The organism is Vibrio sp. 10N.286.52.F8, from assembly GCF_041468745.1.
In the GTDB taxonomy this organism is placed as follows: domain Bacteria; phylum Pseudomonadota; class Gammaproteobacteria; order Enterobacterales; family Vibrionaceae; genus Vibrio; species Vibrio crassostreae_C.
On sequence record NZ_JBFRJF010000058.1, the window covers coordinates 17,511 to 31,210 of the forward strand.

A 13,700-nucleotide genomic window follows, 5' to 3' on the forward strand; every position below is an offset into this window, starting at 1 on the left:
AGGTAGTAAGTAGTGATTAAATTAACAGGTTTAACTAAGAAGTATGGCAAGTCACTCGTGGTTGATGATGCCAGTGCTATGTTCCCGAAAGGCGAAGTGACTTCTATCATTGGCCCAAATGGTGCGGGTAAAAGTACACTGCTTTCAATGGCGAGCCGCTTAACCGACAGTGACGCAGGTGAAGTGGTCATTGGCGATAAGTTACTGGCTGAGTGGGATACCAAAGAGCTAGCCAAGCACCTTGCCGTGTTAAGACAATCAAACAACATCAATATGCGATTTACGATTCGTGAGTTGGTCTGTTTTGGTCGCTTCCCACACTCTCAAGGTCGCTTGAAAGACGAAGATCATAAAATCGTCGATACAGCACTAGAACACCTTGGCATTACTGACATCCAAAATAAATACCTTGATGAGTTGAGTGGCGGTCAGCGTCAAATGGCGTTTATCGCGATGGTTGTGTCGCAAGATACGGATTATGTGTTCTTAGATGAGCCTCTGAATAACCTTGATATTAAACACTCGGTTGAAATCATGCAGACGCTTCGTCGTTTGGCGCATGAGTTCAATAAAGCGGTCGTTATCGTGATTCACGACATCAACTTCGCTTCTTGCTACTCGGATAACATTGTCGCGATGAAGAAAGGTAAAGTGGTTAAGTCGGGTAAGGTTTCGGAAGTGGTTGAAAAATCAGTGATGGAGTCTATCTACGAGATCCCATTTGAGATTCGTGAGTTCGATGGTGTTCGAATCTGTATGTATTATTCTGGTCGTTAGATTACTGAATAACTCGGTTGTTTTGCTTTCTAGCCGTTGAACGAAAAGAGCTCCCATATGAGGAGCTCTTTTTGTTTTCGGATAGTATCTGTGTTGTTGGTGAAATGTTGCAATGCAAAGGTAATTCCCCTTGTATAATAATAACTTAACTGACGTAATATTGACTGGTCGTACTTCTAATAACGCCAGTTTGAAGTCACTCACAGATCTACTCTTCATTTTTGAAAATCAATTGCTTTTTTTTCTACTTAACCTCTGGAAACCGTTCTACACTAGGGTTATAACTGTTTGATTTGTATACGAGGTATCAATGAGTCGGAAACCTATAGTGTTAGTCGTGGATGACACCCCAAGTAACTTGGATGTGTTAACGGCAATACTCAAAGATACTTATCAAGTGAAAGTAGCGATTAACGGCACAATTGGTATCAAAATTGCGAAGATGGTGCCTCAGCCAGACCTTATCCTCCTTGATATCATGATGCCTGACATCGATGGTTACGAGGTGTGCCGTCAACTTAAAGCTCAGCCGAATACGGCTCACATTCCTATCATTTTCGTGACCGCCACAATTGGTCCAGAAGCCGAAGTAAAAGGGCTCTCCTTGGGGGCTGTCGATTACCTAACCAAGCCGATAACCCCTGCAATTGCACTCCAGCGTGTGAAAACGCATATCGCACTTTATGACCAACAACGCACGTTGTTTAGTCAGGTAAAAGAGAAAACTCAAGAGATCAATCTCGGTAAGCTAGAAACACTGAACATACTGGGTAGAGCTGCTGAATTTAAAGACAATGAAACAGGCATGCACGTTAAGCGTATGAGTCACTACTGTGAAGTGCTAGCTAAAGCCTTGGGAATGACTGACGAAGATGCCGAGACGTTGCGTGATGCAGCACCAATGCATGATATTGGCAAGATCGGTATTCCTGATAGCGTATTACTCAAGCCGGGTAAATTGGACGCCGACGAGTGGACAATTATGCAAAAGCATGTCGAATATGGTGTTGATATACTTGGTAGGCAGAGTGATTCCAAACTGATGCGTATGGCTATTCAGGTGGCGCAATATCATCACGAAAAATGGGATGGCAGTGGTTATCCAAACCAGATAGCTGGTGAAGGTATCCCATTGGTTGGAAGAATTGCGGCTGTTGCTGATGTGTTTGATGCCCTGACCGCAGAGCGCCCTTATAAAAAAGCTTGGAGTATTGATGAGGCGCTGAACTTGTTTGAAGAACAGAAAGGCAAACATTTTGATCCAACTATCGTTGATGTGTTTTTTCTGAAGTTACCTGAGATTCTAGCAATTAAAGAGAAATTTAGAGATGAGTGATGGCTTGATGTTGTCGCTAAATCGTTTGGTTGTTTTTCTGGTCATTACACTTGTGGTGTGGTCGCAGCTAATGCGATCTACGAATGCTGCTGAGGTAACAGATACTGAGTTAAATCAGTGGTTGGGAAACCAACCAACGGTAACTTTTGTTGTCTTGGCCAACCATTATCCTTACTCATTCATCGATGATGATGGGCAGGTTTCTGGGATCATCAAAGATTGGACATTAGATCTTGAACAGCGTTTTGGTGTTCATGTTCGGTTTGTCACAGTTAACTCGCGTGTCGAGGCTAAAGCCGCGTTAGTCGACGGGCGAGGCGATGTATTTCCATTCCAACAGTTCGACCCAAGTGAAGGTGGCCGTTTTCTTGCGAGTGCTCCCTATATTCCTTATCAGGTCGCAGTGATTGTTCCCATCGACAACAAACTCGATGGAAACCTAGATCAAAATAATAAACGCCGTATTGCGATGGTTAATGAAAATATCGATTTGGAGCGAGCCGGTGTCAAATTGAGTTCTATTGAGCGAGTGAATTTTGATAACGTTATTGATGCAGTACGTGCGTTAGGGGCCGGGGATGTCGAAGGCATGGTCGGTGAACCTATCACCACTATGGATCTTGCGAAAAAGATTGGCGTTCATGATTTAGCGGTAAATTATGTTCTGGAGCATTGGAAAAGGTTTGAAGCATCAATGGTGATTCGAACCGATGAACCAGAACTGCTGACGCTAATCAACAAACAGATTGAAACCTTCGACGTTGATAACAAGAACCAGATTTTATCGAAGTGGCTAGACAGTTCCCCCTATCGAGTGCCGCTAAAAGGCGTGTTTGGCTTTGGTAACCCTCCGTATATTTACCCAGACAGCACCGCAGTCGGGCTACAGTACGACATTCTTCAGCGTGCACTGAATGACATGGGATATAAACTAGGTGACGTTGTCACACTTCCACCTAGCGCCGCTAAAAAAGCCATCGATAACAATAATTCTATAGCCTTTTTTTCTGGTGTTCAGTTTGATGATCCTAATGCGCACTTTTTAAGTGATAACGTTTTTAATGTTGAGTTTGTTCCTGTTTCACTAACTCGCCGCAAACTCCAACTTCAATCCCCAAAAGACCTATCATTAGGGGCGTTATTGTTCGACGAAACATCCACAATTAAAAACTCTGTTGAAGTTCTGAAGAGTAAGTTAGACATTGATCGTATTGAAGATTACGAAGATCTTGAATCAGCATTCTCGCAGTTGAGGGCTCAAAATGTTGACCTGCTAATGGTTGAACGAAGAGTGCTAGAGTGGTTTATCACCAACACTCGTTTTATTGAAATGGCAGAGCTAACGCTACATGACGAGTATAAAGTTGAGTATCCGATCTATGTGGACTTTAAGAGTGAAGAAATCAGAGATAGCTTCAATGCCGCAATTAAAAGGCTTAAACAGGAGGATGACGGCTTAAACCAAATTATCGAGATGCAGGTTCAGAGTGATTTAAGCCTAGTCCTTAAAAAAGCGAATATTATCGCGCAAATATCTGCGTATTTTATCGTCAACGACCGCTTTGAAGAGTTGACGGAAGTGTTTGAAATTTTCGACACGGACAGTTCTTTTCAGGTGATCACCGCACAAGCGGATAACAATAGTCGCCCGATCAAATCTTGGTACATAGGCAACCTAGTTGATCAATATGGAGAGAAGAAAAATACCTCTCACTTTTCATCAGTCACCAAGGTGGCGAATTATAGGACCAAGGGAGGGAGTATCAACTCTGGTTCGATGACTTTCTACTTTGATGTTAATTCGTTAGAGCGGAACCATGTTTATTTTCCATCTGTCGAACAATTTAGTTCATTCGGAGATGCGGTGAAACGCTATATTGCGGATGTTTATCAAGCGAGTAACTTGACTGGAGAGATCCTAAATCTAAGCCAAAAAGAGAGGGCGTGGATTAAAGATAATCCGGATGTACGTATAGGTATCGATCCGAATTCGTTACCTTATGAAGCGGTATCCAATACCGGTGAATACATCGGGATGATTGATGATTATCTAACGCTGATTGAACAAAAAACAGGGCTAAGTATTCAGCATGTTGACGTGGCGAATTGGTCTGAGACCCGAAGCTTGGTTGATCATCATGAAGTGGAACTGGTCTCAGCAGCTCAAGAGAATCGTTCGTTAGGAGATAACGTCAAAGCAGCTAAAAGCTTGTTTTCAAGTCGTTTGGCCATTGCATCGAGAAGAGACGTTAGTAGCTTGGTACTTGAAGAAGCTGATGGTTGGAAAATCGGTATATTGAAGAATGCGGCAAATACTAACGCGATTTTATATAAGTACCCGAACGTTGAGTGGGTAGAGGTAGAATCCACGGCCGATGGGCTCAACCGATTGGATGATAAAACCTTAGACGGCATGGTCGACACTGTTGATGTCCTCAATTACCTCATTGATTCATTTGGTCATCGAGGGGTTGGTATCATCGGCCGGTTAGACTTCTTCCTGTCGCCAACTCTGCATGTCATCAAATCTGAACCTTTGCTTTATTCGATTGTGAATAAGGCGATTGAGAGTATTTCTGCTGAAGAACATCAAAAGATATCGGCGAAGTGGGCGGCGCCCAAAGCGATAGAAAGAGTTGATTATCAATTGGTTTACACTATTTCGGTTTTTTCTCTGGTGATCCTTCTTCTTATTATTTTCTGGAATCGTAAATTAGCGAAGCAGATCAGTATTGCTAAGGAAGCGACCGAAGCTCTGGAAAAGGCGCAGAACCAACTCTACAACATGCTAAATAGCTCTCCAATTGCAGCTAGTGTGGTATTTGAAGAAGAGGTTCGTTACGCGAACGATACGGCAAAACGTTTGTTTGGCGTGGAAGATCAGGCGTTGTCTTCTATCGACGTTGCCGCTATCCATGACTCGCTGAGCGTTCGTGATGGCGTGCATGAAGAGCTCGACCTTAACGGTAAAGTTGAAAATAGGGACTTAGTACTCAGAAAGTCTGATGGAACCCGATTTGTTGCTTTGGTCAGTTACTATCTTTTTGAGATTGATGGTGAAGTCGCCACACTATTTTGGGCATTCGATATTTCAGAAATGAAGCGCCTTAACGAACAATTGGAAGAAGAGAAACAGAGAGCCGATTTGGCGAGCCAAGCTAAATCGGAATTCTTAGCCAATATGAGCCATGAGATAAGAACCCCAATGAACGCCATTATTGGCTTGTCTTATCTGGCGATTGGCGAAATATCTAATCCTGTCGCTCGAAATTATATTGAGAAAGTGCACCGTTCTGGCCATTCGTTACTCGGTATCATCAATGACATCCTTGATTTTTCAAAGATAGAAGCTGGGCAACTTGTTATTGATAACGTCCCGTTTGATCCCGCAACGACTTTTAAAGATGTGATTGAGTTGATGGAATCGAAAGCGGCTGAGAAGCAACTCAATTTGTCTATGGTCATCGACCCAGAGTTAGACACGCCACTACAAGGCGATCCATTGAGGTTGTTCCAAGTCATACTCAACCTTGTGGGCAACGCGATTAAGTTTACGGAACAAGGCAGCGTAGCATTAACGGTGGAGCATGTTGACTCGAACGACAGCAGCCTAACCATGAGAGTGAGTGTGATGGATACCGGGATAGGCATTTCGGATGAGAACCGTCACAAGCTGTTTGAAGCCTTTAGCCAAGCGGATACCACAACGACACGTCGGTTTGGCGGTACAGGGCTTGGGCTCAACATTAGCCAGAAATTAGTTCATGCGATGGGCAGTCAAATTACGGTAGAGAGTGTTTACGGGCAAGGCAGTGAGTTCTCCTTTGTACTGACATTGCCACGCTCAAGCTCGGATGCGTTAGCCGACTTCAAAGCTCAAGAGTTGCAACTGGATTATCAGATAGAGTTCAAAGGGCAAAGAGTGCTATTGGTTGAAGACAATGAGCTGAACCAAGATCTCGCCTTAGCATTTTTCAGTCGCTCTAAATTAAATGCCGATCTTGCTGAAAACGGAAAGGAAGCGCTGGAGTTAGCTAAAAACAACGACTACGAAATAATCTTCATGGATCTTCAAATGCCGATTATGGACGGCTTTGAAGCTACCCGTTTGATTCGTGAATTCGATATAGATGTACCGATTATTGCAATGTCAGCCAATGTTTTTGCTGATGCGAAACAACGAGCGAGGGAAGCGGGTGTCACGGACTTCTTAGACAAGCCTATTGTTATTGATAAAGCGATGTCTCTGATTACTCGATACATTGTTCCTGAGGTATTAGTTGAAGGTAGAACGCATTCAGATGCGATACAGACAGGTGATTCTGATGAGAGTGCGGAATTACACTCTGATACTCACATAAAACCGCCTGTTTTCTCTCAGTCGAGGTTTGAGCAACTGACTTATCATGATGTGAAACTGCAAGCCAAAATGCTTGATAGGTTCTGCAAAGGATCGCCAGACATTATGTCGGATGCTTTTGATAACTCAGTACAAGGCGACTGGGAGACGTTAGAGCGTAATCTACATACCTTAAAAAGCATGGCAGCTTCGATTGGTGGGTTGCGATTGGCAGAGTTACTCAGTGATTTAGAAAGCAAAGCTCATAACAAGGCGTGTGATGAAGAGGATCTTAAACAAGGTGAGCTTGGGTTAATTGAACTGATTAAAGCAGTTGAGATCAGCTTTGATGTGCCTGGTGCCAAAGGATCTAATACGACAAGTTCTGAAGTAGCCGATGTGAGTCTTGCTGATACCTCTGACTCACCGAGCATCACGTCAGAACAGCATGCTCAGTTGCTATCACTGCTGGATGCGTATGATAACGATGCAACTCAATATGTGACTGAGTTACTGGCACAGTATCCACATTCTGTTGTTCTTAAAGATGTTCAAAGTGCGTTAGATAATTATGACTTTGAACGAGCCAAAGAGGGGCTTGGCGCTTCTGAGTAGTTGTCTTTTATAAATATCACTTCAACATTAAAGCCTTTAGCTCTTACAGCGAAATAACGCGCTAGCTAAAGGCTTTAAATCTATCTATACCGAACTAACGACTCACGTTCTGTTTGATTAGCTCAACAACCGTATCGTATCGGTGCGGCAGTTTTCGGTTTCGTTTTTGAACCAGATACAGCGTTTCCTCTACTTCTACCTTTGGCGGCACAACGTGTAGCTTGTCTCTATCTGGGAAGTGTTCAACCGCGCCAGCCGGTAACACGGTAAAACCTAATCCTTTTGATACGGGTAGCAAGATCTGGTGAAGCTGATTGATGTAGCCAGATCTTGGTATCTCATTAACGTTGATGTTCGCTAAGTCTTTATCTCCGCAAAGGTCGAAATACAAAGACAGATAATGTGCAGAATCTGGGTGGGCAATCAGGCCAATGTCATTCAATACTTGCGGCGTTATCTCTAAATCAGCAAGGCTGTGGTGAACAATAAGACACAGTGCTTCTTTGCCGATGACTTGGCTTTGGTAGTAGCTGTCGTTCGGGGAATGCCTAACAATGCCGATATCGGTAGTGCCTTCGCTTAGGTCATTCAATATCTTTTTGTTTGGAGCGGCTTCTAAGTTAATGCTGAGCTCTTGGTGTTGCTGTTGAAGTTCAAGAAGCTTGGGATACAGACGCAAAGAGAGTGAGCCAGAGCAAGACAAGTGACATTGCCCAGCATAAGGGTTATCAAAACTCAGAGACTCAAAAAGATCTTCTTGGTCTTTCTCTAGTTTGATCGCATAGCGATACATAATCCGACCCTGTTCGGTCAGTTCGAAGCTCTTGTTTTCTCGAGATAGCAGGTCACAATTACAAGCTTGTTCAAGCTTCTTGATGTGTTGGCTGACTCCAGGTTGTGTCATATACAACTTTTCTGCCGTTTGGGTGAAATGGCCAACTTCAACCAGAGTCTTAAACGTATTGAGCCAAAGTGGATTAATCATACTCACCTTCAAATACTAAAGCCTATAAATAACAGAAAATTATTATTATCTTAAGTAATGATAATTTCAACTCTAGCGTCTTAAGTAACGCTAATCAAAGTCATGTGGTGGTAGCACTTTATATTGGTCTATTGGTCGCTTTGTAGAGTTGCTATGAGTAACAAAGTGTTGCGACTTTGTTGAATTTTTGGTCTATTGACCAACTGTGCTCATATTTAGGAACGAAGATGAATAGAAATGTTTGGCTGCTTTCACTGTGTCAGGCCTTGTTGATGACGGGTAACATATTACTGATCTCTGTGATTGGTTTGATCGGTAAGCAGATTGCACCCAGTGTCAGCATGATCACCTTGCCGGTTGCACTGCAGTTTTTGGGTTTAATGGCAGCCACTATTCCAGCATCTTTAATTTCAGGCAAGTTAGGGAGAAAGCGAGGTTTTAGCATTGGTAATGTGGTTGGCATTACAGGAGCTAGTCTTGCCACCTACGCACTGTCTCAACAACATTTCTATTTGTTTTGTTTCGCTACGTTCTTACTTGGGATAGGCATAGGTTTTGGCACGCTTTATCGTTTTGCTGCAATCGAGGTGTGTGATGAAAATGCCCGTCACCGAGCGATCTCTATCTCGATGGCTGGTGGCGTTTTAGCCGCGGTATTAGGACCAAATTTGGCGATTATGTCGCAACAGTGGTCGCAAGATGGCTTGTACATTGGTGCTTTTGCTTCTTTGATTGGATTGAACATTCTTGCGTTACTCATCTTACAAACAATTCAGTTTCCAAAAGTCTCTTTTAATAGTCAGGCACCTAAATCCGATCCTCTCAGTGTGATAGTAAAAGCGCCTAACTTTATTGGCGCAGTGTTTGCTGCCATGGTCGCTTATGCGGTGATGAATATCCTGATGACAGCAACGCCATTGGCAATGATTGGTTGTGGCTTTGACTTTACCAAAGCAGCGGGCGTCATTGAGTGGCACGTATTGGGGATGTTTGTTCCTGCATTCTTTACTGGTTCACTTATCGAGAAGTTTGGCTCAAGAATGATGATCTTGGCAGGCGGGGTTCTGTTCGTCGTCTGTATCGCGATTAACATTCATGGCGAATCTATCTGGCACTTCAGAGCGGCTCTAGTTGTGCTTGGTGTCGGTTGGAACTTTATGTTTATCGCGGCAACAGGTTTGTTTAGTCAGTCCTACCAATCGCAGAATAAAGCTAAGGCACAAGCGTTTAATGAATTTATTGTCTTTGGTTGTGTGACGATTACCGCCATGCTCTCTGGCTGGCTAGAATCGACAGCAGGGTGGCAGAACCTCAATATTTACGTATTACCATTCGTGTTAGCTGTTATCTTACTGTTCGCATTCAGTGCTCGTAAATCGCGTATTCAAAAGCAGCCTGTGTAATGGCTCATCGAATGGTGGTTCAGTAAATTTATTACTGTGATTAAAACCCTAGTATCTCGAACTGCGACCAATAAAAAGCCCTACCAATTTGGTAGGGCTTTTGCTTAAGGCTTAAATAATAACGTTTTCTTAAAACTGCTGTCGTGGCTTATATCCTGTGACAACAGTACTTAAGCTTGTTTTGTAAATACGCATGACAGAGCCTGCGATGATTTACAGGTCGACCAAAATCGTTTTGGTGGTAATTCCACCTTGGTCATCGATTATCTTCAGTGTCACCTCGTGCTTTCCGTATGAAGGGAAGATTGAAGTGAATGTGCGACCTCGTTTCACCTTTCCGTTTGGAAGTGTCCACTCGGTATCAACAATACGACCATCGCTGTCTGAACTTGTAGACCACATGGTTACCCAGCGGCCCAAGTGAATGTACTTCGCGCTCGCTTCTGGAAGGGCGTTTGGAGATTCAACACTCACTACGGAGCTAAATGAATCGGTCGCGCCTTTGTCGTCGACAACAGTCAAGTTCACCGTGTATTCGCCCGCTTGCTCGTAAGACCAAGTTGGTGCCATTTCGTTACTTGTTGTGCCGTTGCCAAAGTCCCACAGGTAACGGGTGATCTCACCGTCTTGGTCTGAGCTGAAGTTACGTGCTGAAACGTTCAGGCCAGTCACATTCAGCTCGAAGTTCGCGGTAGGAGCGACGTTGTGTTGGCTTACTTTAGATAAGCGAACCACGCCGTATTCGTTGTTATCACTTTGATTCACAATATCGACCGCTAAACCAAACTCCGTCAGGATGCGTCCTGAATCTGGTGCTTGAGGCGATGTGTAATCTTGGTCATCCGAGAAGCTAGCATTGCCAACCAAACTGGTATCTTCGAGCACATCATTGTCGCTGTTTACAAGACGCATTGGAGTATGATCTTTGAGTGAAAACGCTGCGTCTCGAATTTGGTAGCGTGTTTGAGCCACTTCACCAGAGTTTGCCCACACCATGGCATTTTGATCTGCATCGACCACGCCTAACCAACCTTCACCAGGGTGTTTACCTACCCAGTTGTCAGTTAGTGATTCGTCGACGTACCAAATGATCAAGCCTGGGTCGAATGACATCAGTTGTCCCATGCGTTTGATGTTCGCTAGGCCTTCATCAACATCCATGTGGCTGCGCCATTGCAATAGATAGTAGTGCTGCGCTTGATGGAATCCATTACTCAACTTGTAGCCATTTAGGGCGAAGGTGGAGTTGCTTTCAGCGTCGTCTATTGGAGTCACTTCACCATCGACAACCACAGCAAGGTTATCCAAATAGAAGCCTTCCATTGCCAAGCCGCCATCGGTGATGTATTCAAAAGACAGTTCAACTTCTTGTCCTGCCCACTGTGAAACGTCGAACTCAGCGTCAACCCATCCACCAGATTCGCCGCCAATAGCAGGAACGAGGCCCGTGTTGTATGGGTCGTCCATTGAGGTAATGTTGCCAGCAATGGCTTGTCCGTTGATTAGCACGCGAGCAAAGTCGTAGTCTTTTTCAATCTCATACCAAGTTTTGAAAGACAGCAGTGCAGAACCACCCGCTGGAATCACCAACTTGCGAGTCATACTGTTTTTCAGATCATCGCCTTTTTGAGAGTGGAATGAATACTCGCCCTCAAAGGGTTTCAGACTTTCAATCTGCTTTTCAGGAAGATCCACTTTAATCATGTTCGGACGGCTGTTATCCGTTGTTTGGAACAGCGTATAAACTTGTGGGTTGTCTTCTAGGTCATCAATCGAGATCTGATCATCGTTAACCCAACGTCCGCCAATCGATTTCTGTAGAAAGTGTTTTGCCCAAGAGCTGAATGCCGTTGGTTGTGTACCGCCAATTTGACCAGCCCAACTGCCCGAAGACATGATTGACCAGTAAGAAACCGGTTCACCTTTGCCTGTGTATTGCGTGTCATACTCGTCTGGTAAGCCTAAATCATGACCATATTCGTGGGCACAAACACCCGCAGCCGCATCAATCGGTTGAATGGTGTAATCGAACGCCGCGTATTGGCCACCAAATCGATCTGGAAGCGAGCTAGAAGTACCTTCCAGTACATGAGTGCGACCAAGGTTGAATCGGTGAGACCAAATCGCATCAGGACCTAATACGCCACCACCGGCTTCTTCGCCTACCGATGCATGAAATACCATTAGATGATCTATCACACCATCGGGTTCGCGGAAATTTCCGTCACCGTCGTAATCGTAACGATCTTCGATGTCGTAATCGGCAAGGTTGATACTCGGATCTTGAGCCAGTTGATTCAGCGCTTCACGAACCAGTTCTTGGGCGTTTAGGTCGTTGTCGGTGGTAGGGGAGTTGCCACCATAGAATGACGCAGGCTTAGAGGCGCGATACCAACCTGCCGCTTGACCTGAAACGCTGTAACTGTCGCCTGATTCGCTTTGGTAATATTGGCGCATCGAGATTAGGTTTTCGCCATTTGGCCCTGTGTAGCCAGAATTTGAAAACAACAACTCTTGATAATGTTCAGGGTTGTAGCTCTCGTAGAGCATCTGCGTGTGCTCTTCGGTCAACTTGTTGTCATCCCAGTTCAAATCAGGGAAATCGACCAATAGAGCGAGTACTTTATCGGTGCGCTTGGTGCCGACTTCTAAAGCAAAGACACTCGCTTTTTTAACGCCAGACCCTTTTTCTATGGCTTTGAGTATTTTTGCGCGTTGCTCAAGTGCTTTTTTTCCGAATTGAGCATCGCCTTTGAAACCGGAATTGATTTTATTTTTCAAGTAACGGTCAAGCGCATCGCGCTTTGCCGCATCGGTTGCATCTTGGTCGACTAAGCCTTGTCTAACTAGCATTTCAATGAGTTTGTCTTCATTAACTACGCCTAAATCAATAGGTGTTTTTGCATAACCACTGACGCTAAATAGAGTAAGCATTGCTGAAGCCAACAATGTTTTTCTCATCATTTTCATTATATTTCCTTTTTATATTTCCATGTCGATATCAGTATCAACTTGCCTTATTCGGATCTGTTGTCCGAGTTTGGCCTAATACACTCTTGTGGTGTCTTATTTAACTGACGTGTGTTTGTTGTATGTTTTTTACCTTCTATCTCTTTTGTATTGGTTGTCTCTTTTCTATTTTTTGAATCAAACGGAGTGCTCTTCACTTTTTTAGCGTTGAGATAGATACGCAAAGCTTCTTGATTTTCCTCATAGGTTAAGCCTGAACAGATAACACCTTGTTTAATCAATGACTTCAGCAATAGTTCGTCGTTCTCAATAGTGGAAGCCTGTGACAGTGAGGAAAAAATTAGAACCATTAAAGCCATTGTTTTGTGTGACATTCTTATATCAAGCCATTAGTTTTGGTTATGTAACAAAATATATTTATAAATTTTACCAATCAAATGGATAATTATTACAATTAATTATTCGTTCCGGTTTCAACATTTAGAGTTAATATAAAATAAGGAGTGCTATTTATTCTATTGTCAGTTATTTAATGGGTTTTGTTGAATGAATAGTTGATAGTTTGGATGTTTAATAACATTGATTAGGTCGTGGTTATTATTCTGGAGGGCGCTTTATACAAGGCGTTGGGTTCTAACTAATAAGATGATTTTTTATTATCGGTGTTTTAAAATACGCATGTAATAACTGAGTCATTAGTAAATACCCATGCTCAAATTATTTTTACTCAAAATATCAATAATTAGGGTATTGAGAGTAACTTTCAGTGTTTCAATGACGTGAAATTTAACAATAGCAGAGCTGGTCGGGTTGTCACCGCCTGCTTGCTTAAAGCGAGTGAAACGGCTGAGAGAAGAGGGCGTGATTGTCGGTGGTGTGTCCACATTAATCCAGAACTGACCGGCAGTAAGATGACTTTGGTTGTGTCCGTGGAAATGGAGCGTGATCGAGGGGATATTTACCAAATCTTTCGCCATTCTATTTCAAAGGCAGAAGAGGTCACGCAGTGCTATCAGATATCAGGCAGCTTTGATTTCATGTTGATTGTGACGGTCAAAGACATTCAAGCCTACGAAGACTTTGTGGAGCGAGTACTACGCAAAGATCTGAATATTCGTAAATTCCATACCTCTGTCTCAATGAGAACCGTGAAATTTACCACTGTCGTAAACTTAGATGAGTCGTGACTGTTGGCATGAGAAGATAGTGAAGTTATTAGCTTTGTGAGGTACTTAGCTAATATTTGTATAAATAGCGGCTTTGTTTCCTAAATCA

Annotated in this window: 7 protein-coding genes and 1 pseudogene; 5 read left to right on the forward strand and 3 right to left on the reverse strand. The window is 43.4% G+C overall.

Annotation, left to right across the window (positions count from 1 at the left end):
• Positions 1–12 precede the first annotated feature (12 nt).
• From AB4133_RS21500 to AB4133_RS21510, 3 genes are all read left to right on the forward strand, one after another.
• Positions 13–777 (forward strand): ABC transporter ATP-binding protein, encoded by a 765-nt coding sequence (locus AB4133_RS21500; RefSeq protein ID WP_065585089.1) that lies wholly within the window; start codon positions 13–15, stop codon positions 775–777.
• A gap of 310 nt (positions 778–1,087) precedes the next feature.
• Positions 1,088–2,113: an HD-GYP domain-containing protein gene (locus tag AB4133_RS21505; RefSeq protein WP_372225708.1), complete on the forward strand. Its 1,026-nt coding sequence runs from the start codon at positions 1,088–1,090 to the stop codon at positions 2,111–2,113.
• A 70-nt stretch (positions 2,114–2,183) separates the two neighbouring features.
• Positions 2,184–7,067, forward strand: a complete 4,884-nt coding sequence (locus AB4133_RS21510) for an ATP-binding protein (protein WP_372225711.1) — start codon at positions 2,184–2,186, stop codon at positions 7,065–7,067.
• Positions 7,068–7,161: 94 nt separating this feature from the next.
• Here the strand turns inward: AB4133_RS21510 and AB4133_RS21515 are convergent, their stop codons facing one another.
• Positions 7,162–8,052 carry a LysR family transcriptional regulator gene (locus AB4133_RS21515; protein WP_017061891.1) on the reverse strand — a complete coding sequence of 297 codons (891 nt, stop codon included), beginning with the start codon at positions 8,050–8,052 and terminating at the stop codon, positions 7,162–7,164.
• A gap of 227 nt (positions 8,053–8,279) precedes the next feature.
• Here AB4133_RS21515 and AB4133_RS21520 point away from each other — a divergent pair, with 227 nt between their 5' ends.
• Positions 8,280–9,455: an MFS transporter gene (locus AB4133_RS21520; protein ID WP_017061890.1), complete on the forward strand. Its 1,176-nt coding sequence runs from the start codon at positions 8,280–8,282 to the stop codon at positions 9,453–9,455.
• A gap of 213 nt (positions 9,456–9,668) precedes the next feature.
• Here AB4133_RS21520 and AB4133_RS21525 read toward each other — a convergent pair whose 3' ends face one another.
• Positions 9,669–12,425, reverse strand: coding sequence for an immune inhibitor A domain-containing protein (locus AB4133_RS21525; protein ID WP_372225714.1), 2,757 nt, complete (start codon positions 12,423–12,425; stop codon positions 9,669–9,671).
• Positions 12,426–12,472: 47 nt separating this feature from the next.
• Positions 12,473–12,799 (reverse strand): hypothetical protein, encoded by a 327-nt coding sequence (locus tag AB4133_RS21530; RefSeq protein WP_017064423.1) that lies wholly within the window; start codon positions 12,797–12,799, stop codon positions 12,473–12,475.
• Between the two features lie 409 nt (positions 12,800–13,208).
• On the opposite strand from AB4133_RS21530, the pseudogene AB4133_RS21535 reads away from it, so the two are divergent.
• Positions 13,209–13,612: pseudogene (locus AB4133_RS21535) on the forward strand (Lrp/AsnC family transcriptional regulator); the annotation flags it as partial.
• Positions 13,613–13,700: the final 88 nt, after the last annotated feature.

Excerpts from the sequence above, each read along its gene's own strand:
- AB4133_RS21530 (WP_017064423.1), bottom strand. The coding sequence starts at position 12,799 with ATGTCACACAAAACAATGGCTTTAATGGTTCTAATTTTTTCCTCACTG.
- AB4133_RS21525 (WP_372225714.1), bottom strand. The coding sequence starts at position 12,425 with ATGAAAATGATGAGAAAAACATTGTTGGCTTCAGCAATGCTTACTCTA.
- AB4133_RS21520 (WP_017061890.1), top strand. The coding sequence starts at position 8,280 with ATGAATAGAAATGTTTGGCTGCTTTCACTGTGTCAGGCCTTGTTGATG.
- AB4133_RS21510 (WP_372225711.1), top strand. The coding sequence starts at position 2,184 with ATGCGATCTACGAATGCTGCTGAGGTAACAGATACTGAGTTAAATCAG.
- AB4133_RS21515 (WP_017061891.1), bottom strand. The coding sequence starts at position 8,052 with ATGATTAATCCACTTTGGCTCAATACGTTTAAGACTCTGGTTGAAGTT.
- AB4133_RS21505 (WP_372225708.1), top strand. The coding sequence starts at position 1,088 with ATGAGTCGGAAACCTATAGTGTTAGTCGTGGATGACACCCCAAGTAAC.